This window comes from Pararhizobium sp. IMCC21322 (assembly GCF_030758295.1).
In the GTDB taxonomy this organism is placed as follows: Bacteria; Pseudomonadota; Alphaproteobacteria; order Rhizobiales.
This window is the reverse complement of record NZ_CP132335.1, coordinates 1,915,479-1,937,401: the sequence shown is the minus strand read 5'-3', so window position 1 is coordinate 1,937,401 and position 21,923 is coordinate 1,915,479. Positions and strand designations below refer to the sequence as shown.

General features: G+C 54.0%; 20 protein-coding genes and 2 pseudogenes. 13 read left to right on the top strand and 9 right to left on the bottom strand.

The genetic code is table 11. From position 1 onward, the window contains the following. Positions 1-30 precede the first annotated feature (30 nt). The 7 genes and pseudogenes from RAL91_RS09350 (at position 31) to RAL91_RS25070 (ending at position 4,337) form a co-directional block, all read left to right on the top strand. On the top strand, positions 31-468 hold the full coding sequence (locus RAL91_RS09350) for a VOC family protein (RefSeq protein ID WP_306261672.1): 438 nt from the start codon (positions 31-33) through the stop codon (positions 466-468). A gap of 11 nt (positions 469-479) precedes the next feature. Beyond that, positions 480-1,490: a LacI family DNA-binding transcriptional regulator gene (locus RAL91_RS09345; RefSeq protein WP_306261671.1), complete on the top strand. Its 1,011-nt coding sequence runs from the start codon at positions 480-482 to the stop codon at positions 1,488-1,490. A gap of 103 nt (positions 1,491-1,593) precedes the next feature. Beyond that, positions 1,594-2,399, top strand: a pseudogene (locus RAL91_RS09340) (IS5 family transposase). 105 nt (positions 2,400-2,504) lie between these two features. After that, a complete protein-coding gene (locus RAL91_RS09335) occupies positions 2,505-3,011 on the top strand; it encodes a hypothetical protein (protein ID WP_306261670.1) in 507 nt (168 codons plus the stop codon). Between the two features lie 209 nt (positions 3,012-3,220). After that, positions 3,221-3,430, top strand: a complete 210-nt coding sequence (locus tag RAL91_RS09330; protein WP_306261669.1) for a hypothetical protein — start codon at positions 3,221-3,223, stop codon at positions 3,428-3,430. Positions 3,431-3,577: 147 nt separating this feature from the next. Further along, positions 3,578-3,946, top strand: coding sequence for a transposase (locus RAL91_RS25075; RefSeq protein ID WP_371932499.1), 369 nt, complete (start codon positions 3,578-3,580; stop codon positions 3,944-3,946). Positions 3,947-3,975: 29 nt separating this feature from the next. After that, a pseudogene (locus RAL91_RS25070) lies at positions 3,976-4,337 on the top strand (transposase). On the opposite strand, the gene RAL91_RS09320 reads toward RAL91_RS25070, so the two are convergent. Further along, positions 4,327-5,274, bottom strand: coding sequence for a biopolymer transporter Tol (locus RAL91_RS09320; protein WP_306261667.1), 948 nt, complete (start codon positions 5,272-5,274; stop codon positions 4,327-4,329). The pseudogene RAL91_RS25070 and the gene RAL91_RS09320 sit on opposite strands and share 11 nt — an antisense overlap. Positions 5,275-5,469: 195 nt before the next feature. Between RAL91_RS09320 and RAL91_RS09315 the strand changes: the two genes are divergently transcribed. Further along, positions 5,470-5,934, top strand: coding sequence for an NAD(P)H-dependent oxidoreductase (locus RAL91_RS09315; RefSeq protein ID WP_306261665.1), 465 nt, complete (start codon positions 5,470-5,472; stop codon positions 5,932-5,934). A 296-nt stretch (positions 5,935-6,230) separates the two neighbouring features. Here the strand turns inward: RAL91_RS09315 and uvrB are convergent, their stop codons facing one another. Beyond that, positions 6,231-8,861 carry an excinuclease ABC subunit UvrB gene (gene uvrB, locus RAL91_RS09310; RefSeq protein ID WP_306261663.1) on the bottom strand — a complete coding sequence of 877 codons (2,631 nt, stop codon included), beginning with the start codon at positions 8,859-8,861 and terminating at the stop codon, positions 6,231-6,233. A 213-nt stretch (positions 8,862-9,074) separates the two neighbouring features. Here uvrB and RAL91_RS09305 point away from each other — a divergent pair, with 213 nt between their 5' ends. From RAL91_RS09305 to RAL91_RS09285, 5 genes are all read left to right on the top strand, one after another. Then, entirely contained in the window at positions 9,075-10,064 is a 990-nt protein-coding gene (locus tag RAL91_RS09305; protein WP_306261661.1) for a sodium-dependent bicarbonate transport family permease, read from the top strand. 4 nt (positions 10,065-10,068) lie between these two features. Further along, positions 10,069-10,383 (top strand): DUF190 domain-containing protein, encoded by a 315-nt coding sequence (locus RAL91_RS09300; protein ID WP_306261659.1) that lies wholly within the window; start codon positions 10,069-10,071, stop codon positions 10,381-10,383. Positions 10,384-10,448: 65 nt separating this feature from the next. Continuing rightward, entirely contained in the window at positions 10,449-12,320 is a 1,872-nt protein-coding gene (locus RAL91_RS09295; protein ID WP_306261657.1) for a monovalent cation:proton antiporter-2 (CPA2) family protein, read from the top strand. A 31-nt stretch (positions 12,321-12,351) separates the two neighbouring features. Beyond that, positions 12,352-13,845 carry an MATE family efflux transporter gene (locus tag RAL91_RS09290; RefSeq protein ID WP_306261655.1) on the top strand — a complete coding sequence of 498 codons (1,494 nt, stop codon included), beginning with the start codon at positions 12,352-12,354 and terminating at the stop codon, positions 13,843-13,845. Between the two features lie 44 nt (positions 13,846-13,889). Beyond that, positions 13,890-14,117 carry a DUF2093 domain-containing protein gene (locus tag RAL91_RS09285; RefSeq protein ID WP_306261653.1) on the top strand — a complete coding sequence of 76 codons (228 nt, stop codon included), beginning with the start codon at positions 13,890-13,892 and terminating at the stop codon, positions 14,115-14,117. A gap of 13 nt (positions 14,118-14,130) precedes the next feature. On the opposite strand, the gene lpxK is transcribed toward RAL91_RS09285, so the two are convergent. From lpxK to RAL91_RS09250, 7 genes are all read right to left on the bottom strand, one after another. Beyond that, positions 14,131-15,162, bottom strand: a complete 1,032-nt coding sequence (gene lpxK / locus RAL91_RS09280) for a tetraacyldisaccharide 4'-kinase (RefSeq protein ID WP_306261651.1) — start codon at positions 15,160-15,162, stop codon at positions 14,131-14,133. Between the two features lie 8 nt (positions 15,163-15,170). Further along, positions 15,171-16,502, bottom strand: a complete 1,332-nt coding sequence (locus RAL91_RS09275) for a 3-deoxy-D-manno-octulosonic acid transferase (protein ID WP_306261649.1) — start codon at positions 16,500-16,502, stop codon at positions 15,171-15,173. Next, a complete protein-coding gene (locus RAL91_RS09270; RefSeq protein ID WP_306261647.1) occupies positions 16,502-17,185 on the bottom strand; it encodes a lysophospholipid acyltransferase family protein in 684 nt (227 codons plus the stop codon). The genes RAL91_RS09275 and RAL91_RS09270 overlap by 1 nt, the downstream gene beginning before the upstream one ends. Positions 17,186-17,212: 27 nt before the next feature. Beyond that, a complete protein-coding gene (locus tag RAL91_RS09265) occupies positions 17,213-19,153 on the bottom strand; it encodes an ABC transporter ATP-binding protein (RefSeq protein ID WP_306261645.1) in 1,941 nt (646 codons plus the stop codon). A 37-nt stretch (positions 19,154-19,190) separates the two neighbouring features. Continuing rightward, positions 19,191-19,421 (bottom strand): DUF4170 domain-containing protein, encoded by a 231-nt coding sequence (locus RAL91_RS09260; RefSeq protein ID WP_306261643.1) that lies wholly within the window; start codon positions 19,419-19,421, stop codon positions 19,191-19,193. A gap of 78 nt (positions 19,422-19,499) precedes the next feature. After that, entirely contained in the window at positions 19,500-20,339 is an 840-nt protein-coding gene (locus tag RAL91_RS09255) for a 3'(2'),5'-bisphosphate nucleotidase CysQ (RefSeq protein WP_306261641.1), read from the bottom strand. Then, positions 20,326-21,690, bottom strand: a complete 1,365-nt coding sequence (locus RAL91_RS09250; protein WP_306261639.1) for a TldD/PmbA family protein — start codon at positions 21,688-21,690, stop codon at positions 20,326-20,328. The genes RAL91_RS09255 and RAL91_RS09250 overlap by 14 nt, the downstream gene beginning before the upstream one ends. Between the last annotated feature and the right edge of the window lie 233 nt (positions 21,691-21,923).

Genomic DNA, 21,923 nt, shown 5'->3' with positions numbered 1-21,923 from the left:
TTTCCGACTAATTCTCATAGGAGATTCGACATGAATGGAATCAATGCATTGGGGCACCTTGCTCTCAAGGTCCGCGATCTGGAGGCCTCTGCCAAATTCTATCGCGATCAGGTGGGGTTTGCCGAGATGGACCGCCTCAAGCACGACAATGGCAACACCTGGTTGATCTACCTGCGCATCACCGACACTCAGTTTCTTGAATTGATGATCAGCGACAGCCCCGATCCCGCGCCCGCCGATGGAGCCACCGGCACCACACATTTTTGCTTTGCAATCGATGATCTGGATGTGGAAGCGGCCCGCCTTACCACAAACGGGATCAAGCTGACCTCGCAGATTAAACTGGGAGAAGACGGCAATCGCGGCGCCTGGATTGAAGATCCTGATGGAAATCGGATAGAACTCATGGAAATGAATCCCGACTGCCTGCAATATAAGGCGATCAGGGCCCTCAAAGTCGGGAACTAAAGGCACATAAAATGGCAGGGTCGGCGTCGCGCCTAAAGGATATTGCTAAACAGACCGGCTTCTCGGTGAACACCGTTTCACTGGCTTTGCGCAACAGTCCCCGCATCCCTGACGAGACCCGCCGCCAGATTGCCGAGGCAGCAGCCAAGCTCAATTATCTGCCCAACCAGGTCGCTAAATCGCTTGTTATGAGGGAGACCCGGTCCATAGGGTTGATCCTTACGGATTTGACGAACCCGGTGCTGACTGCGATGGCACAGGCGGTTGAACTTGAACTGACCAACCGGGGTTATACGACCCTGTTTGCAACATCAAACAACAAGCTTGATCTGGAGCGCAGTTTGATCGAAACGTTTTGGGCCAGGCGCGTGGACGGGATGCTGATCTTCCCGTGCCAACACGGGGAACTGGAACATATTCGCGATCTGCGCGCGCGTAATTTTCCCGTTGTTTTGCTGGTTGGAGACGCGGACGCAGGCGTTGATGCAGTGTGCATGGACGAGCGTGCCGGCGCGCATAAGGCTGTTGCACATTTGCTCGACAATGGTCACCGACGGATCGCTTTCCTGGACAGCGCGTCTGACAAGGGCAACTACGAAAAAAGCGAAGGCTACACCTCGGCCATGGCGGCTGTCGGGCTGAGCGTTGATCCGACCCTGATTATCACCCCGGAAGGCAGCGATGTCGCCGGCGGCTATCTCGCGATGGAAACCCTTGTACAAAACAACACTGGCGCGACCGCCCTGCTTGCAGCGACGGATTCCCTGGCGCTTGGAGCGCTGCGCTATTGTATCAAGAGTGGAATCAAAGTGCCTGATGACATGGCGATTTTTGGATTCGACAACATCGAGTTTGCCGAACACGCGGTCATCTCACTCTCCTCTGTGGATTACGATATCGAATCGATTTCCAAAATGGCCATCGAGCGGGTCATCAGCCTGATTAACGCGAAAGGCCTCTTGCCCCCGCCCCAGATCACGCAAGTCGAGCCAGACCTGATGATCCGTGAAAGCACGCTATGATTGGCACCAATACGCAAACCTGCAAATTACTCTAGGTCACGTTCTCATAAACGGGATTCCTTTTGAATTTAAATTGTGATTCAAACTCCAAAAGGAGTTTGCGATGGCACGTTTTGATCTTTCCGATTTTGAATGGGCGGTTATCGAGCCGCTCTTGCCCACCAAGGTTCGCGGTGTTGCCCGTGTTGACGACCGTCGTGTCATCAATGGCATCCTTTGGCGTTTGCGGACCGGAGCGCCTTGGGCCGATATTCCCGCACGCTATGGGTCGCACATGACCTGCTATAACCGCTTTGTACGATGGCGCAAGAAAGGTGTTTGGGACAGGATACTACAAGCTGTTTCAGAGGCTTATGATGGCGGCATCCAAATGATCGACTCCTCATCCATTCGCGTTCACCAGCATGGTGCGAACGGTAAAAAAGGGGGCGATCCGGTTGCCCTCTCAGCGATTGCCAGCAATCGCTTGCCGGGTAAGACCTGGGTCGCTCGCGGGGCGGCCTGACAACCAAGATCCATGCCGTTGTCGATGCGTGTGGATTACCCATTAAACTGGCCCTGAGCGAAGGGCAGGCATATGATGGTCATTACGCGAAATCGCTTTTGAATGACCTGCCACCCAAGGCCATGGTGTTGGCTGACCGAGCATATGATGCTGACGCGATCCGAAAGCTCATCGCCGAACAAAATGCTTGGGCCAACATTCCACCCATGCTTCAGCGGCGCTTCTAACCAGTCTTTTCAAAGAAACTCTATAAGAAGCGTAATCTTGGCGAGCGTTTCTTCAACAAACTCAAACACTTCCGCGCCGTCGCAACCCGATACGACAAAGATCCCGAAAACTACCTTGCTGGCGTCAAACTCGCTTCAATTCGTATTTGGTTGAGATTTAATGAGCCGGTGGCCTAGGCGGTCTTTTGCTTTCCTGTCCGCTGTACTGCAACTGGCACCTCAACCCTCTTGCGCTGACCGATAGTTTCACTACCTTTGTTATTCAGTCTATGGGAGTGCAAAATGTTTGGGATCAAGCGACGTAAGGCAACAGAATTCGCAATCAAAACCTCGCAACCCATCGTTGCGCAATTTCAGAATTATTACGGGACTCCACCGGGCTTCTGGCATGATCCCTACGTACTTGGTTTTATCGGGTTTTTAATCAGCTTTCATACGACTGAAACCGCTGGCATTAAACTATCCCGATCCGATAAAGGTTACGTCCTTGACGCCGCGTTAAATACGCTTTCTCACTCACTTTCGGGAGTGAGCCAAGAGTATCTAAGACTGGCTTCATCCAACCCGAGAATTGAAGCGTTTGAAAAGGGCACTGACCATGCTTTTTTCTGCGTTATGTTAAATCAACCCAAAGCTCCCAAAGCGGCCATTCCGTTCTACAGAGTGGCGGCGGCCAAAGCAGAGGCAGACGGCGTGGGCGCTCAAGCCGAAATGGTCCTAGTGTACTTAATTGAAATTCTGTTCAACAGGGAGGTTTGTAAGAGGTTCTCCCTGGCTCCGATATTGTAACTTCGCCAAAGAAGCGATCACACAGCCAACAGTGTCACCGGCTATCTCGTCTTTGAGGGGTTCTAATAGTGCGCCCTTGCAGACGACAAAAGAACTGTAGTCAGGATAATCGTTACATTGCCTCATTTGTTTGGATATCTGAATAAGATCAACGTCAATTGAATCAACACCTGACATCTGAGTTCCTTAAATTTAAGAATGGAGTGCAAGTGACCAAATTTTGCGGAGTCCTCGATTGGAAAACCGAAGAATACATCTTCGTCAATCCCGACAACGTGAGAATGATTCTGCGCTGTCCTGAACACCCGGATGATGCGACAAGGATTGTATTCACAAATGGCGATCACCAGACCGTCAAAGGCGTAGCCGATCAAGTGACAATGTCTATCGACGATCAAATTGATGACCCCTTAGGTTAGCAGCAAAAGGTAGACTGCCATCCCAAACTAAGAGAGTCGCCCTTAGGCGACGCTCGATGTGTTGGATGCTTGCTTAGGCTCAGGACCCGTTAAATTGCTTGCGGGACGGATTGCGGACTGATTCACTGGCGCCAGGAGGATACTGGCATGAGTGATTTAATTTGGCTTACTGACAGGCAGATGAAGCGGATTGAACCGTATTTCCCGCTTTCTCATGGGATTCCGCGGGTTGATGACCGGCGGGTTCTCAGTGGCATCATCTTTGTGATCCGTAACGGATTGCGCTGGCGCGATGCGCCATCGGACTACGGCCCTCATAAGACGATCTACAACCGGTTCATCCGCTGGAGCCGACTTGGCGTGTTCAACAGGATACTCGCCGAGCTTGTCGGCATGGCGGGGACGTCCGATCAGGTGATGATTGACGCAACCCATCTCAAAGCCCATCGCACTGCTGCGAGCCTTTTAGAAAAGGGCCTGTTCCCCGACCTATCGGATGCACCAAAGGCGGCTTGAATTCCAAGCTGCATGCGGTTTGCGATGGTGTGGGACGTCCGCTAGTTCTATTGCTCTCGGAGGGACAAATGATGGATTTCAAGGGCGCGGCGCTGATGTTTGACGCCATTTCGGGCGCAAAAGCACTGCTCGGAGACAAGGGCTACGATGCAGATTGGTTTCGCCATGCGCTTAAGGCACGCGGAATAGAGCCCTGCATTCCGCCGAAATCTAATCGAAAAACCGAAAACCGTTCGACAAGACGCTCTATAAAAACCGGCACAAGATCGAGAACATGTTTGGGAAAATCAAAGACTGGCAACGCATCCACACGCGATACGACCGTTGCGCCCACGCCTTCATGTCAGCCATCGCAATCGCTGTAATCGTCTTCTTCTGGATTAATCAATGAGTCCTGAGCCTAAGTCCAGCATGGGGTAGCGAACATAGGCAAAACGTCTGCTATCGGGTGACCAGGATGTCACGTTGATGGTGCCCTGCCCTCCATTGAAACTGTCAATATCGCGCTTGTTCGACCCATCAGGATTCATGGTCCGGATGATGACTTCCTTGTCAGCCGGGTGACCCAGTGTCCCGGCTGGGAAAGAGATATAGACAAAAATTGTGCCATCTGGTGCCGCATGGGGAAACCAGTTAACGCGTTCGTCATGGGTCAATTGCTCGACGCCGGAACCATCATTCAGCATCCGAAAAATCTGCGCATGGCCTGGCTCGGTCGCTGCAGCTTCGGAGTTGAAATAGATCCATTTTCCGTCAGCGGAATATTCAGGACCGTCTACTGCACAGCTTCCATCCGACAGCTCAATGTCTGCGCCACCTGATGAGGGGATTGTGCAAATACGGGTGACCGTTTTGCCACCACCGCGTTCGTAACCCACATAGGCCAGCGTTTCGCCATCGGGCGAGATGCCGTGCAGATAATAAGTAAAGAGGCGCGCGGGGTCCTGGTCGTTGGAGACTTTGACCGGCACTCCGCCTTCAATAGGGCATCGATACAGATGACTGTCGTTTGAAGAGACGTAAATGCTTTTGCCATCGGGGGCGATGACGTGATCATTGTTCAGATTTTCAACCGGCGCTGTGTTGATGCGGTGGGGGCCGTCTGAGCCATCGGGCGAAATTCGAAACAGACGACCGTCTGCATTGTAGATCAGCCATTTTCCATCAGGCGTCCAATTGGGTGCTTCAATCAGCTCGCCGGTTTGAAAAACCGCTGAGATGTCCGAGCCGTCACGACTGGCGACCACGAGTTCACTCACCTGGCGTTCATTGAGCCTGCGAAAATTATTTGGCCGCATGTTGCGTTGCCCCTCGTCTCTTAGTCTCATCCTGACTTCTGCGTATTATCGTTAATACTGGCATACAGTCAACGCAAGGCAATTTTTAAAAGTGAGGGTGTCCAACCTGATGCGAATTGCCAATCCAAGCGGTCGTTGCTGGGCTCGAAACACAATAGTTTCAACGTGCAACCGAAAGTGCTTTTCACTTGTTCGCGGCCTAACCGTGCTACTAAAGAGGCCTCTATGCACATTTTTTCCATTGTTGCACATCCACGGCCAAACAGCTTTTGTCATGCAATCTCAGAAACCGCCCGATCTTCATTGGCAGCGGTGGGCCATACAATCGAACATCATGACCTATATGAAGAAAATTTCGATCCACTCCTCACTGCTGATGAGGCTTACACGGTCGGCGACACTTTTGAGGGAACATTAGCTCGTGCCGTCGATCCTGTGTTGCAACAACATCGTGAAGATGTTGGAAATGCTCAAGGACTTCTCGTAGTGCATCCCAACTGGTGGGGAAAGCCGCCAGCTATCCTAGCAGGGTGGATGGACCGTATTTTAGTTCCTGGCGTTGCTTATCGTCTCGCGACCTCCGATGGTCTACCTGAAGGCCTGTTGTCGATGAAAACGGCTTTGATAATAAACACTTCGGACACAGATGCCGAACGTGAGGCGAAAGACCTTGGTGATCGCTTGAGTTGATTTGGGGGCGATGCGTTCTGCCTTACTGCGGTGTCGAAGATTACAAACGACTGATTTTTAGACCCGTGGCAGGAAGTTCATCTGAAATCCGGAAATCGTGGTTGGAGGATGTAAGGGTTCAGTGTGATGCCGATTTCGGGACTGATCATAATTGACGGTTTCGTCCGCATTAGCGACTTCGAGGGACTTTGGGCTCATCAAGAGCCTAGATGTCTGGTTTGAAGAATTCCGATGTGACAAATTCGTTTGGAACGAACGTCCCTGACGTTCATCACTCAACATAAAGAAGCGACCTCTCAGCGCTTTCCTTTGTTCGCCCGGACCCCGCCGCGTTGCCCAGGTCTGCCGCCGGATGATCGTCCGCCAGCGCCGCGCCCTCTTGGGGTAATGTCCGCCGTGGCTCCGCGCGGTCCCTTGTAGCCGCCAGTGCGATCATCGATGGCTTGCTGGCGGGCGAGCGGGTCGTCGCCGATGGCAAGTTCGGTTTCCTGAAGACGTTTGATTTCATCGCGCAGACGCGCCGCTTCCTCAAAGTCGAGGTCGGCTGCGGCATCGCGCATGCGTTTTTCCATATCCTGAATGTGGGCTTTGAGGTTGTGCCCCACCAGTGGTGTTTCGGCCATGCCGGCATCGACGGTGACGTGATCACCCTCATAGACGCTGGAGAGAATGTCTCCGATGTTCTTCTTGATTGATGCAGGAGTGATGTTGTTTTCGACATTATAGGCCGTCTGTTTTTCGCGGCGGCGTTCTGTTTCGGCCATGGCGCGTTCCATGGAGCCGGTAATGCGGTCGGCATAGAGGATGACCTTGCCATCGACATTTCGCGCCGCGCGGCCAATGGTCTGCACCAGGCTGGTTTCGGAGCGCAAAAAACCTTCCTTGTCCGCATCCAGAATGGCCACCAGGGCGCATTCGGGAATGTCCAGTCCCTCGCGCAGCAAATTGATGCCGACCAGCACGTCAAAGGCTCCCAAACGCAAATCGCGCAGGATTTCGATGCGTTCCAGCGTTTCAATATCGGAGTGCATGTAGCGCACTCTGACACCGTTTTCGTGGAGATATTCGGTCAGATCTTCCGACATGCGTTTTGTGAGTGTCGTCACCAGCGTGCGGTAACCCTGCGCTGTGGTTTCACGGATGGCACCCAGCAAATCATCGACCTGTGAGGTGGCCGGGCGGATTTCAACAGGTGGATCAATCAGGCCCGTAGGCCGGATGACCTGCTCTGAGAAGACACCGCCGGTCTGCTCCAGCTCCCAGCCGCCGGGTGTGGCCGAGACATAGACGGAAGGCGGGCGCATGGCGTCCCATTCCTCAAAGCGCAGCGGACGGTTGTCCATGCAGGATGGCAAGCGGAAGCCATATTCGGCCAGCGTTGCCTTGCGGCGGAAATCGCCGCGATACATGGCCCCGATTTGAGGCACGGTAACGTGGCTTTCATCGACGAAAACCAGTGCATTGTCGGGCAAATATTCAAACAATGTGGGCGGCGGTTCGCCGGGTGCACGGCCTGTCAGATAGCGCGAATAGTTTTCAATACCGGCGCATGCACCAGTCGCCTCAATCATTTCAATGTCGAAATTTGTGCGCTGCTCCAGGCGCTGCGCTTCCAGAAGACGCCCGGCCTGGTTCAGCTCTGCCAGCCGCAGGACCAGCTCTGCGCGAATGCTTTTGACGGCCTGCTGCAGGGTTGGTTTGGGCGTTACGTAATGCGAGTTGGCGTAGACTTTGATCGAGTTCAGATCCTGGCTTTTCTGGCCAGTCAGTGGATCAAATTCGGTAATGGATTCAATCTCATCGCCAAACATGGACAGACGCCAGGCGCGGTCTTCATAGTGGGCCGGGAAGATTTCCAGCGTGTCACCGCGCACACGGAATGTGCCGCGCTGAAAGGCCTGATCGTTGCGCTTGTATTGCAGGGCCACGAGATCAGCCATGATCTGGCGCTGATCGATGTTCTGACCGACCTTCATTTCAAAAGTCATGGCCGTATAGGTTTCCACGGATCCGATACCATAAATACAGGATACGGAGGCGACGATGATCACATCATCCCGCTCCAGCAAGGCGCGGGTGGCGGAGTGGCGCATGCGGTCGATCTGCTCGTTAACCGACGATTCTTTCTCGATATAGGTGTCGGAGCGCGGCACATAGGCTTCCGGCTGATAGTAATCGTAATAGGAAACGAAATACTCGACCGAATTGTTCGGAAAGAAGCTTTTGAACTCTCCATAAAGCTGGGCGGCGAGTGTTTTATTCGGCGCCAGGATCAATGCAGGCCGGTTGGTTTCGGCAATGATGTTGGCAACGGTATAGGTTTTTCCGGAGCCGGTGACACCCAGCAGCACCTGATCACGCTCTCCATCGACCAGGCCAGATACCAGTTCGGTAATGGCTGTGGGCTGATCGCCCTTCGGCTCAAATTCCGACTCAAGATCAAAGGAAATACCGCCCTCGGATTTGGAAGGACGTTCCGGGCGGTGGGGCACCCAGACATCATCCATTTCCTTGCGGCCCGTCTCAATGAGACGAGAGAGCGCAGCGACGGTGGCGGTGACGCCGGAATTGTCGACCTTGTCTGCATCTTCCAGCGAGATATCCAACCCGGCAACCGGATTGAGGCCACCTGCGGCGCGATCCTTCGCCGAGGCAGGGCCGCCCATAGACGTGCCACGCGCTGTTTTAAGACCGGCTTTTTTGGCAGGCTTCTTTTTGGCTTTTGCCGGTGCCGGTTTGGCAGATGCGGTTTTAGGCGGTTTGGTTTTAGCTGGAGCCGGTTTGGCCGGCACCGTTTTGGATGGCGTATCCGCTTCGCGGCTGATCTCATCAGCCCAGTCCGATACAGAACCGGACAAAGGTGCGCCGGTCAGTTCCTTCTGGGGAGCCTCTTCAAATCCGCTGGTCTTTTTGGAGTCATTGGTCATGTTCGGAATATGGCGCGCCTGCGGTCTGATGTGAAGGTCTCAGATTACTTTTGGCGCAACTTTGTCACCCATGCTGACAGCATGTTGTCAGCATGTCGTGTGGATAGAGGAGCCACGCCGAAAACCTGCGCCGCCGCAGCCGCATATCGCTTTGGTATCGCGCAAAAACTGCTATAGAAAGACACCACTCCCAAATCTCTGGTGTTACTCCACATGGCCGATATGTTTGCACTGGCAGGGCAGAACCTGCTGTCTCCAGTTGTGCTGTTTTTTGTGCTGGGCCTTGCTGCGGCTCTGGCGAAATCTGATCTGGCCATTCCGGAGCAAGTCGCCAAGACCATTGCGCTTTATCTGATGTTCGCCATCGGCTTCAAAGGCGGCGCGGGCATGGCAGCGCACGGTATGGATGCGCGGCTGGTCGGGGCGCTGATTTCAGGCATTGTGCTGTCCGCACTCATTCCTGTTGTGGCCTTTGTGTATCTGTCAGCCATCAGCCGCCTGCCGCGTGTGGATGCAGCGGCGGTTGCGGCGCATTACGGCTCCATTTCCATTGTCACATTCGTGGCTGCAACCGAAGCACTGAAAACACTGCAGATGAGTTCGGAAGGCTATATGGTTGCGGTTGCTGCAGCCATGGAAGCACCGGCCATTCTGGTGGGCCTGTTTCTGGCCAAGAAGACCATTGATAGCACCGATAAAAACAGCGGCCCGGCTCAAGCAGTGCCGTTCCGGGAAATTCTACTGAACGGCTCCATTGTGATGCTGATCGGGGCTTTTGTGATTGGCTGGATTACCGGCGAAGACGGCCTCAGCAAGATTGAAAGTTTTATCGTCAGCCCGTTTCAGGGTGTGCTGTGTCTGTTTTTGCTGGATATGGGGATCATTGCCGGGCGCGGGCTGCGTCAAAGCCGCAAGGTCCTGACCTTGCCGGTGGTGTTTTTTGCCATGACCATGCCGCTGATCGGCGCTTTGATAGCTGCGCCTTTCGGCTGGTTGATTGGCCTGTCTGCAGGTGGTGTGGCACTGTTGTGCACACTGGCTGCATCTGCGTCTTACATTGCGGTGCCCGCAGCCATGCGCGTTGCCTTGCCGGAAGCGCGGCCGAGCATTTACCTGACCCTGTCGCTGGGCGTTACATTTCCATTTAATCTGGTAATTGGTATACCGGTCTATAATCTTATCGGCACATGGATTGCGGGATGACAACATGACACAGACATTTCGCAAAAAACGGCTGGAAATCATCGTTGAAGAACCCATTTTGAGCCGGCTTACCGATGCGTTGATCAAAGAAAAAGTAACCGGCTACACTATTCTGCCCGCCCTTGGCGGCTACGGGTCCGACGGGCAATGGCATCGCGAGAATGCGTTATCACGGGCAGGTCATATGGTCGTACTGGTGTGCATTCTGGATGAAAGCCGCGTAGATGAAGTGCTGAGCGCAGCCTATGCGATCGTCTCAAGGCAGATTGGTATTGTCACCCTGTCGGATGTAGAAGTGGTGCGCCCGGAACTGTTTTAACATAAGACTGAACATGCCGATTCGTCTAAATTGCACCGGTTTGGGCGCTGATCTGGAGAATGCTGATGGCTTCACTTCCGGGAAGCGAATCCCTTTTTACCGAACCGCTGATCCTGTTGGGCGCAGCTGCGCTGGCAGTGCCCATATGCAAGCGGTTGGGATTTGGTTCAATTCTGGGCTATCTGGCCGCCGGGGTGGTGATTGGTCCGCTTCTACGACTGATCACGGAAAGCGAATCCATTCTGAAAGTGGCAGAGCTGGGCGTGGTTCTGCTGCTGTTTGTCATTGGGCTTGAATTGAAGCCATCCAGACTTTGGAGCATGCGGCGAGACATTTTCGGGCTGGGCAGCGCGCAGCTTCTTGTGACAGGCGCGGCGCTTACCGCCATTGTCTATCTGTTTGGCCTCAGCTGGCAGGTCTCGGTGGTTGTGGGAATGGGGATGGCCCTGTCTTCCACCGCCATCGGCATACAGACCCTCAATGAACGCGGCGAGTTATCAACGCCCTATGGACAAAAGAGTTTTTCAATCCTGTTGCTTCAGGATCTGGCCATCGTGCCGCTGCTGGCAATGGTGGCAGCGCTTGCTCCGCGCACGGGAGGTGACAGTGAACCCGTCGGCTTATCAACCGCCTTTCTGGAACTCGGCCTGATTGCAGGCAGTGTTGTGTTGCTGGTGGTGATTGGCCGCTATCTGCTGAACCCCATGTTCCGCATTCTGGCGAATTCCAAAGCCCATGAAATCATGACAGTCGCAGCACTTTTGGTGGTGTTCGGGGCCGCTGCCCTGCTTGAATTTGCCGGCATGTCCAGCGCCATGGGGGCCTTTCTGGCAGGTGTCATGCTGGCGGATTCGTCATTCAGACATGAGTTGGAAGCCAATATCGAACCCTTCAGAGGGTTGTTGATGGGCCTGTTCTTCATGGCGGTGGGCATGACGCTTGATCTTGCCATCATCTCCGAGAACTGGGCATTAATCGCCATTACGGCCCTGTTGTTCATTAGCCTGAAAGCCGCCATTCTATATGGTCTGGGACGGCTGTTTCGATTGGGGCATGCGGTTGCGGTTCGCACAGCCCTGCTGCTGCCGCAACATGGTGAATTTGCCTTTGTGCTGTTCACGGCAGCGGTCGCAGCCGGCCTGATGAACACAACGAATGCCTCCATACTAACTGCCGTTGCGACCATCACAATGGCCCTGTCGCCGCTGGCCATGAGCCTTGCACCGAAGCTCATTCCAGCAGTTCCAGGCGAAGAAATTGAAGAGGATTTTTCCGAGGTTACCGGCAATGTAATCCTTATCAGTTTCGGGCGGTTTGGACAGGTGGTATCCCAGCTTCTGCTGGCGGAGCGTATTGATGTGACCATTATCGACAACAATGCGGAACGTATCCGCAGCGCCGCCAAATTCGGCTTCAAGATATATTATGGTGACGGACGACGACTGGATGTGTTGCGCGCCGCCGGGCTGGAACGCGCCAGAATGGTGATTGTTTGTACCGATGGTGCAGCCCAGACATCGCAGGTCGTTCGCATGGTGCAAAAAAATGCACCGCAGGCAAAGGTCTATGCACGCAGCAATGACCGGTCGCATTCCATTGCTCTGCGGCAGGCGGATGTGGATTACGAAATTCGAGAATCCGTTGAATCGGCCATGCGCATGGGAAACGAAGCCCTGAAAGGCCTGGGTGTGCCACCGGAGCGCATTGAAGAAATTACTGATGATGTTAGAAAACGCGATGAGTTGCGCCTTCAGATGCAGGCCGATGGCGACCCGGATGCTGCACGGCATACCTTGCATATCAATACGGTCAAACCGGAACCCCTTCTGGCACCCGTCCGTTCGGCAACACCTCTTACCAAGGAAACCGGGGAACTGGTGGACGAGAAGGAAGGCGCTCAATCCGACGAGCTTTCGGATACAAAGCCTCATGTTTAGTTGTGCGAATACCCCGAAGACTGGATTGTGAATGACTGCCAAAGACAAGCCTGAATCAGAAGTGCCTGAATCAGCAGGGCCTGGAACCGGGACCATTGCGGAAGCGACTGTAAACATGCCTCCCAAGGCGCGCTTTGTCGAAGGCTCGACCATGCGCCATGTGTTCGTGATGACCTCGACCGGATCTGTTGGGCTGATGGCGGTGTTTCTCGTTGATTTCGCAAATCTGTTTTACATCGCGCAACTGGGCCAACAAAATCTGGCTGCGGCCATTGGCTATGCCGGAACCATTCTGTTTTTTAATGTGTCCATTTGTATCGGCATCACCATTGCTGCGACCGCCTTGGTCTCACGCTATATCGGGCAGGGAGAGCGTGACCGCGCCCGCCACATGGCAGGCTCAGCACTCGCCTTTATCGTGCTGGTGACCATTGTCGTGGCCGCGCTGATGATTGCATTTGCCGATTCGTCGCTGTCTCTGCTGGGGGCTACCGGCGAAACCAAAGCGATTGCGAAGGGCTTTTTGATGATTGTCCTGCCGTCCATGCCGATTATGGGTTTTGGCATGTGCCTGAGTGGCCTGCTGCGTGCTCAGGGCGACGCAAAACGCGCGATGTATGTGACACTGGGTGCAGGCTTTGCCGCAGCTTTGCTCGACCCGTTGTTTATTTTCGGGTTTGATCTGGGCGTTACCGGTGCTGCCATTGCGACGGTTTGCTCTCGGGTCGTGATGGTCATGATTGGCCTTTATGGCGCCGTGAAAATACATGATCTGGTCGGGATGCCCTCTCTCAGTGGCATGACGGCAGACGCCAGCGCACTGGCAGGCATCGCCCTGCCCGCCGTGTTGACCAATATCGCAACCCCTGTTGGCAATGCCTACATCACAGGCGCAATCGCGCCCTATGGCGATGATGCTGTTGCCGGCTGGGCAGTGATTGGCCGCATTATTCCCGTCGCGTTCGGGGCCATATTTGCCCTGTCAGGCGCTATTGGCCCAATCCTTGGTCAGAATTTCGGAGCCCGGAAATTTGACCGCGTCCGCCAAGCCATGCGCGACGCGCTGATTTTGATGATCGGCTACTGCCTTGTCGTCTGGGCCATCCTGTTCCTGCTGCAAGGATTTGTGATCTCCATATTCGATGCAACTGAACATGCAGCAGAATTGATCAGCTTTTTCTGCACTGTGGCCGCTTTCGGCTTTCTGTTCAATGGCGGCTTGTTTGTGGCTAATGCGGCTTTCAATAATCTTGGATTTCCAACGCTGTCGACCCTGTTCAATTGGGGCAAGGCAACCATCGGTACCATTCCGTTTGTTTGGGCAGGATCTGCATGGATGGGGGCAACAGGCGTGCTTTTGGGTCAGGCTGTGGGCGCGCTATTGTTTGGCCTTGCATCGATAATTGTCTGTTTCCGGGTGTTGCGGACACTGGATACACGGGACCCGGACGAGCGCAAGCCACCCTTGTGGCGCAGCGGTGCCTCCGCCTTCTCCAGCGCCAAGAGCGCTACTCTTCACAATTGAGCCGTGAGGTACTATTTAGGAATGGGATTTAAGGAGTTTTTTGTATGCTTGATCAGTTGACCCCTATGGGTGGCTCACTCGCGGAGCTGCGTTATCTGGACAATGATTTTCAGGTCGTCCGCCCGGGTAGCCACGTAAAATGCGCCATAACTGCCGCGCTGATAGAGCTTGAAGAGCTGAAATACTGGAGCGTGGCTCGGCAGGAGGCCTATGCAACAATTGAAGCATCACTTAAAGCTGAGCTTGCCAGTCGGCACCACCGGCAGAGATAGACGCAGGCTTGAATTACGAGCCCATCCCATTTGAACCGGCCATCAGACCACCGAGCATCTCAACAATGCTGTCCGGGTTCTGCCATTCGATTTGAATTTTCAGAACCTTTGTCACCTGACGTAATTCAGCAGCAAATGTGTGCTCCGGCGCTGACAACAACCTGACGAAATCCTTCTCGGTTGTGATCGGCATGGCATCCAGAGAGCGACATCTGGACAGAATTTTTTCTGCATCCTGTTCCGTAAACGCATGGTGATCAGGAAAGGAAAAACGCTCCACCGCTTCCAGATTGGCGTTTGTCAGAGACTCAAAGAATTTGTCCGGTCGGCCAATACCGGAGTAAGCGATGAACCGTCGGCCGACCATATCTTCTGAAATATGGACAGGAACAATCTCACCACGATAAATCGGCAGGTCGTGACGATTTGCGGCGTCCTCAATTTCTCCCCTTCGCGCGCCATCCCCAAGGGCAATGATCGCGGAGGCTGTTTTCAACTGGCTGTTTACGGGCGCGCGTAACGGTCCTGCGGGGCAAGATAACCCATTGCCCCAGGCCGTCTGTGTATCCACCACAATGAGTGATACATCTTTGTGCAGCGACGGGTTCTGAAACCCGTCATCCATCAAAATGACGTCGACATCGGTCTTGCCCAGCAGCCTTGCCCCGGCAACTCTGTCTGCACAAACGACTGTGGGAACCACATTGGCGTAGAGCAATGCTTCGTCGCCAACCTGTCCCGCATTGTGAGCGCTTTTGACCAAAAGCGGCCCCTTTTCCGTTCCGCCATATCCGCGAAGCAGGATTCCGGGCTTATGCCCCAGCTTTATAAGGTCGCTCACCAACGAAAGGGTGGTGGGTGTTTTACCGGCCCCACCCACGACAAGATTGCCAACACACAAAACCGGGATATCGGCTTTTCCCCTTGGCGCCCGAGACATGCGGCGCGCTGTCAGCCAGCCGTAAATTGCTCCAGCGGGAGATAACACTCTGGCCGATCGTGTCGGTGTTCTCTGCCACCAGAACTCTGGTGCCGTCAGGTCCACACCGAACATCATGCAGCCGTATTGCGGGGATGTTTGATCAGGTCAGCACTTTGCCTGACCGCTCGCAAGAGCGTTGGCTCCAACGCGGTCAGACTGCGTGCGACGGCACCTCCGACATTTTCAAGCGACTGGGTGGCATTGGCTGCAAGCGCCTTGGTGTAAAGCGGATCAGACAGGCAACGCGCCACAGCGGTGGCAATCTCTTCAGGATTGCGCACCGTAAGACAGGCCTCTGCGCCTTCCAGCACGCCAAACACTTCGCGAAAGTTGGATACATGCGGCCCGCTGAGAACAGCGCAACCCTGTTGGACTGCCTCGATGGGATTGTGACCGCCAATCGGCTCCAGCGATCCACCAACCAAAGCTGCGGGCGCAGCTGAATAGAACAGAGCAAGCTCGCCCATTGTATCTGCCACATAGGCTTCACAGGCTGCAGAGGGATTCCCGGATGCCGTCCGCAATTCAGCCTTGATGCCCAATGTGCCCGCAAGCTCGACAATCGTTTTGCCACGCCTTGGATGGCGCGGGACTATACAGGTCAGCAATTCAGGGAAAGATTGCCTTAGAATTTGATGCGCCTTGAGAACAATCTCATCTTCGCCATTGTGGGTGCTGGTCGCCAGAAAGACCGGACGTCCTGCGATGTCGTGCTGCAATCTTGCGCGCTCAGCAGGATCAATGTTGGGCACCGGTGAATCATATTTCAGATTACCCGTGATGGTGACCCTTTCAGAGCCCAGTTCCTGGAACCGCAGCATGTCTTCCTCGCCACGCACCAGAACCTGATCAATTTTCCCAAATAGGGACGGTGTGGCGGATTTGAACTTTCGCCAGCGCCGAAAGGACCTGTCTGACATGCGCCCGTTAACGATGGCCGACGGAATTTCACGAACTGAAAGAGCTTTGATGGTCATCGGCCAGATTTCAGATTCGGCAAATATGGCCATGCTGGGTTGCCAGTGATCCAGAAATTTTTGAATGATTGAGGGCACATCAAACGGTGCATATTGATGTAGAATGCGTGGATTTTCTGATGCTCTTTCGGCCAGTGTTTGCGCGGCTGTCGTTGTCACCGTCGTGAGGAGCACCGTAAATCCACGTTCGGTAAGTGCGACACAAAGTGGCAAAACCGCATTCGTCTCGCCAACACTGGCCGCATGGACCCAGGCAAGCGGGCCGTCAGGCCTTGGACAATCTATGTGTGCGAGCCGTTCCTGATGCCGTTGGCCTTCTTCTTTGCCCGCGCGCTTGCGCCTGGCTATGAAAAACGGCAGAAATGGCCGCGCAGCCTGAGTTGCAAGCCAATAGGTCTGAAGCGCCAGGTCACCAAGCATTCGCATCAAGGATTTCTTCCTACAATCTGGTACGCCTCAGCATAGGCCTGATTGAGCGAGGTTTCCAATTCCAATCTCGCTGTTTCCTGCCTTTCCTCATCCGCATCTGCTGCAACCCGCACCAGATCTCCAGCGACAAACATGCCACGACCGAACGGAAGTGTAATGACGGATTTGTCCCAGGTATCCAGCCGCTTGAAGCGTGTCGATGCAAATGCCACAGGCAGAATGGGTCGCCCAGACAGACGCGCAAGCGTGATGATACCTGGGCTTGCCTCTCGTGATGTTCCCCTTGGAATATCCGCCGTCATGCTGACGCTGATGCCTTCGCTTAGGGACCGAACCATTGCAAGGAGCCCTTTTGCGCCACCTTTGCCGCCGGTTCTGCGGTCCCGTTGTCTCCCACCTGAGCCGCGGATAACCTCCATTCCGAGCATTTTTGCGGCAATGGAATTAATTTCTCCATCGCGGGCATTGGAGATCAGAACCTGAACCCGGTGATCCTTGCGCCGGGCAAATGGCAGCATGAAATGTTCACCGTGCCACATGGTCACAATAACCGGCATATCATGATCAATCAGGGCATAGATATTTTCAGGTTTGGACCTGATGCGGTTTGTCCAGCCAACGAACAACAGATACGTTCCCGCACAGCGTCCCAGCAAAATCTGGACGATCTTTGAACTCATCAGTCGCTTTATGCGTTTGCGCATTGCTCAGGAGACAATCTGTTCTTTTTTACCGACGGATTCCGCCGGATCAGACTTATCCAATGCAGTCTTTGGCGACACTTGGTCAGCGGATGATTCGGACGAGCCGTCATCAAATTGACTTTTGCAAAACGCAGAATAAAGCCCGTCCCTGTCAATCAGTTCATCATGAGTGCCGCTTTCAACCAGGCGCCCCTTATCCAGGACACAAATCAGGTCGGCATCCCGGACAGTGGTCAATCTGTGTGCGATCATCAACACGGTCCGGCCAACAAAAAGGGATTCCAATGCCTTTTGAATTTTCACCTCACTGGCCGGATCAAGAGCACTGGTTGGCTCATCCAACAGCAAAATCGGGGCTGATTTCAACAAAGCTCTGGCAATGGCAATCCGCTGACGCTGGCCGCCAGATAGCAGCGAGCCTGCCTCTCCGACATTTGTATCGTAGCCTTCAGGCAGTTCTTCGATAAAATCGTGAGCTGCAGCCGCTTTCGCTGCACTATGAAGCTGCTCTTGCGTAACATCTGACATGCCATATTCGATGTTTGCCCGAACCGTATCATCGAACAGGATCGGGTCCTGGGTCAAAAGCGCGGTTGCTGCCCGAACGCTTGAAATGCTTTTCGTCGCAATATCCTGTCCATCGACCAGAACCCGGCCCTTGGTGGGATCAAAGAAGCGCATTGTCAGGTTCATCAAAGTGGTTTTGCCGGATCCGCTGGGACCAACAAGAGCAACCTTCTTTCCGGCAGGAATAATCAGGGAGAAATCCTGAAGAACAAGATTTTCGTCGTCATACGCATAGCTGACATCCTCAAAGGTGATCTCACCTTTGTTGATTGTCAAAGGACCGGCACTTTTGTCATCATTGATTTTCGGCGCGTGATCGATCAGCGTGAAAATCCGCTTGGCGGCTTCAGTTCCCTGCGTCAACTGGCCCTGCAGCGCCGCCAATGCTTTCAGGGGTTGATAGGCCAACATGGCGGCCGTCATAAACCCGGAAAAGCTGCCGAGGCTCAAATTGCCATTGATACCCTGCCAACCGCCATACAGGATTGCAGCGGCAAAACCGACGCCGGTCAGTGCTTCAGTCACGGGGCCCATGGCAGATTGCGCCCGCGCCTTGTGCATCAGGTGGGTGATGATGCGGCGAATGGAGTGAGAAAAACGGGCTTCCTCCAGATCTTCCTGACCATAGGCCTTGATGATCCGAACCCCCCGCAACATCTGCCCGATGATGGACGACAAATCGCCGGTCTCACGCAGCATTCCGCGCGTAGACTTGCGGATTTTTTTGCGCTGCCGTCCCATGAAATAAATCGCAAAGGGCGCCCCGACCAGCACCAGAAGTGCCAGGAACCAGTCCATAACGAACATTGCGCCAACCAGAAACAGGGCAGTCAATCCATTCTTGACCAATGATGTCAGGGTACCAGCCGCAGCTTGATTGACCATGCCAACATCTGTCATGAATGCGGAGACGAAACGGCCGCTATGCATGGCCTCCAGATAGCCGATATCCGCACGGGTGAGGCTCTGGAACATATCCATGCGCAGAGCGCCTACCACCTCATTTGAAATCTTTGCCATTGAAATGCGGCTGACATATTCACCGCCAGCGCGCAGGATCATTATGCCCATCACCACAATCGGCAGAACGAACAGGAGTCCCTCATCTTTTGCGACAAACACCTTGTCGATGACCTGTTGCATCATGAATGGCAGCGCGCCAGTGGTTGCGGCCATGAACACCATGGCGATCAATGCAACTGCGAGATATTTCCAGAGCGGCTTCAGATACACTTTGGCAATGCGGTGTATCAGCTCTTTTATGGTGAATTCGACAGCATCAAGCGCGTCCGCACCACGAGAAAATCGGGCAGGCGCCAGCAAATCAACCTGGGCCTCTGCTTTGGTTTTTGCCTTTTTACTTTTTGATTTTGCCAAATCTACACCTGTTTTCAGTCCTGGAACCGGCTAGCCCTTAAGCGGCATCCGGATCCATCAGACGATGCAAGTGTACAATAAAATAGCGCATCTGTGCATTGTCTACGGTCATTTGGGCCTTGGTCTTCCAGGCGTTATAGGCCGTCGCGTAGCTCGGAAAGATGCCGACGACATCCAGTTTTTCCAGATCCTTGAACTCAATATCACTGATATCTTCCAGTTCACCACCGAAAACGAGGTGCAGTAATTGTTCGTCCTGGTCACTCATGTTCTCTCAATCCCTTCCGGCTTTTAGCACTGCCCATATTACGGCTTGTACTTCAGGCGTATACTCTGTTTTGTGCGGTTATCGCCAGTTGCGAACCAGATCCAATAATGGCTTGCCAAGCAACTCACCAGACGCGAACAGAACCCCATGTCTGGGTATCTGTGAATTATAGCTGATTGGGCCGCCTGTTTCGCCCCAAAGCAGTCCGCCTGCTTCATGCACCAGAAGGTCGGCAGCGGCAAGGTCCCAGTCATGGGCATTTGGTCTGGCGATCGTTGCGGAAATCGCACCCGAAGCGACAAGCGCCAGTCGATAGGCCAATGAGGGGATATATCGGGTCTTTGCCGCGCCCAATGTTTCAAGATCAAGCGCGCGATAGATCGGTTTCGATACCGATATCTGCGACCCGGCAAGTCCACTTTCGTTCGATGCCGTCATTTTTTTGCCATTCAGAAAAGCGCCGCTGCCCTGCTCTGCAATATACATCTCGTCCCGACAGGGATTGTAAAGCGCGGCACTGGTTGGTCGCCACTGTGATTGACCAGCAGTTTCGGCACTTGCCCCGCTCTGGCGCTCGACAACAGCCACGCTGATGGTCCAGTCTTCGGACCCGTTCATAAACCCTCTCGTGCCGTCGATGGGATCAACGACAAACAGGCGGTCAGTGGCCAAACGCCCTTCATTGTCCTCGCTTTCTTCAGAAAGCCAGCCATAGTCCGGGCGGGCGCTTGTGAGCACGTCAAGAAGGTGTGTGTTCACAGCCAGATCAGCTTCGGTGACCGGAGAATCCCCTTCTTTCATCCAGACCTGTGGATCTTTGCCAAAGTACTGCATGGCGACCGCGCCAGCCGTTCTGGCTGTCGCTTCCAGTAAATCCCGATCCAGCCGAATTTGCGTTTGGTGCTTAGCGTCCGGCAAGGGTCAAACCTTCTACATAAAGGGATGGCGCATTTGTTGCGCCGCGGATTTCCAGATCATCAGCAGGCACCAGTTCTGCAAAGATTGATGGCAGAGAACCTGCCAAGGTCAATTCGCTGACCGGAAATGCAATTTCTCCATTTTCCACCCAAAAACCGGACACGCCACGGCTGTAATCACCTGTGACGAGATTTGCGCCATGGCCGATGAAATCCGTCACAATCAGCCCTTTTTCCATGGCTTTGATCATGTCTTCCGGTGCATCTTGACCGGGTTCCATCCACAGATTTGTCGCTGATGGCCGCGTGCCGCTACCGGCAAAGGACGCACGTCCATTGGATGAAAGATCCAGTTCCCGCGCGCTATAGCCATCCAGAAGCCAGGTTTTCAACACGCCGTCTTCCACCAGATCCAACGGACCTTGCGAAAGGCCGTCAGCGTCAAAGGGCCTTGATCCGGCCCGCCGGGATAAAAGCGGATTGTCACGAATGGTCACTTCAGAGCGAAATATCTGCTCACCAAGCCGGTCTTTCAGAAAGCTGGAGCCACGTGCAATCCCGGCTCCGTTGATGGCACCCGAGAGATGCCCCAAAAAGCTCGCGGAAACGCGTTTGTCAAACAGAACTGGAACAGTCTGGGTTTCGACTTTCCGAGGATTCAGCCGTTCCAGAGTGTGCTTCGCTGCGGTCTGACCGATATCTTCCAGCGTGCGCATATCCGCCAAATGGGTGCGGCTGTCATAATCATAATCGCGCTCCATGGCTGTGCCGTATCCCGCCACAACAGAGACTGAACGTGAATGCCGTGTTCCCAGATAGGCACCAGAAAAACCATTTGAGGTTGCCAGCACCATGCCACCAACGCCGCAGGCGGCTGATGCGCCAATGGAATTGGCAATGCCATCCACATCAAGGGCAATCTGCTCCAATGCAAGAGCCGCCTCGGCCAGTTCGTCGGCCGACACGATCTCATGATCGTACATGTCCAGATCCAGCCAGGAAGTTGCAATTTGATCTGCATCCATCAGTTGCGCATGGGGGTCTTCGGGGGACGAGCCAGCCATGGCAAGCGCGCGCTCAATCAGGGCATCGCCTTCCTGTCGGATAAGACCGGCCTTGGCTGCCACAGAGGCAACACGTTTTCCACGAAAAACCCGTAGAGACAGGCCATCATTTTCTGACTGATCCGTGTTTTCCACTTTGCCGAGACGCGCGGAAACGCTCAGCGATCCGGATTTGGAAATTACAATATCTGCAGCATCCGCACCTGCTGCCAACGCCTTGGTGATAAGCATATTTGCATCATCGGTCAGTTGCTGAAGGTCCGGTTCGACCGGTTCGGTTTCGCTCATGTGCAAAAAGCAGTTCTCTGGCTGTGTTGGCTAAAAGGGCGTGTGTCCCAGCTTGTCATCAGGGACTCAATAGAATGTGTTTAGGGACTCAGTTCAGCGTCCGCAAGACCGCGTCCTGATGCCGCCCAGCGTTTAGGACATGGAACCAAAACACATACATTTTTACAAGCTCCATACACCATCAAGTAACCTACTGTAAAACAACAATTTTTTAACCAGAAAACTTAGGAACA

What these genes read in the sequence shown, in the direction of transcription:
- RAL91_RS09350 (WP_306261672.1), top strand. Translation starts at nt 31, where the DNA reads ATGAATGGAATCAATGCATTGGGGCACCTTGCTCTCAAGGTCCGCGAT.
- RAL91_RS09345 (WP_306261671.1), top strand. Translation starts at nt 480, where the DNA reads ATGGCAGGGTCGGCGTCGCGCCTAAAGGATATTGCTAAACAGACCGGC.
- RAL91_RS09335 (WP_306261670.1), top strand. Translation starts at nt 2,505, where the DNA reads ATGTTTGGGATCAAGCGACGTAAGGCAACAGAATTCGCAATCAAAACC.
- RAL91_RS25075 (WP_371932499.1), top strand. Translation starts at nt 3,578, where the DNA reads ATGAGTGATTTAATTTGGCTTACTGACAGGCAGATGAAGCGGATTGAA.
- RAL91_RS09320 (WP_306261667.1), bottom strand. Translation starts at nt 5,274, where the DNA reads ATGAGACTAAGAGACGAGGGGCAACGCAACATGCGGCCAAATAATTTT.
- RAL91_RS09315 (WP_306261665.1), top strand. Translation starts at nt 5,470, where the DNA reads ATGCACATTTTTTCCATTGTTGCACATCCACGGCCAAACAGCTTTTGT.
- uvrB (WP_306261663.1), bottom strand. Translation starts at nt 8,861, where the DNA reads ATGACCAATGACTCCAAAAAGACCAGCGGATTTGAAGAGGCTCCCCAG.
- RAL91_RS09305 (WP_306261661.1), top strand. Translation starts at nt 9,075, where the DNA reads ATGGCCGATATGTTTGCACTGGCAGGGCAGAACCTGCTGTCTCCAGTT.
- RAL91_RS09300 (WP_306261659.1), top strand. Translation starts at nt 10,069, where the DNA reads ATGACACAGACATTTCGCAAAAAACGGCTGGAAATCATCGTTGAAGAA.
- RAL91_RS09295 (WP_306261657.1), top strand. Translation starts at nt 10,449, where the DNA reads ATGGCTTCACTTCCGGGAAGCGAATCCCTTTTTACCGAACCGCTGATC.
- RAL91_RS09290 (WP_306261655.1), top strand. Translation starts at nt 12,352, where the DNA reads ATGACTGCCAAAGACAAGCCTGAATCAGAAGTGCCTGAATCAGCAGGG.
- RAL91_RS09285 (WP_306261653.1), top strand. Translation starts at nt 13,890, where the DNA reads ATGCTTGATCAGTTGACCCCTATGGGTGGCTCACTCGCGGAGCTGCGT.
- RAL91_RS09275 (WP_306261649.1), bottom strand. Translation starts at nt 16,502, where the DNA reads ATGCGAATGCTTGGTGACCTGGCGCTTCAGACCTATTGGCTTGCAACT.
- RAL91_RS09270 (WP_306261647.1), bottom strand. Translation starts at nt 17,185, where the DNA reads ATGAGTTCAAAGATCGTCCAGATTTTGCTGGGACGCTGTGCGGGAACG.
- RAL91_RS09260 (WP_306261643.1), bottom strand. Translation starts at nt 19,421, where the DNA reads ATGAGTGACCAGGACGAACAATTACTGCACCTCGTTTTCGGTGGTGAA.
- RAL91_RS09250 (WP_306261639.1), bottom strand. Translation starts at nt 21,690, where the DNA reads ATGAGCGAAACCGAACCGGTCGAACCGGACCTTCAGCAACTGACCGAT.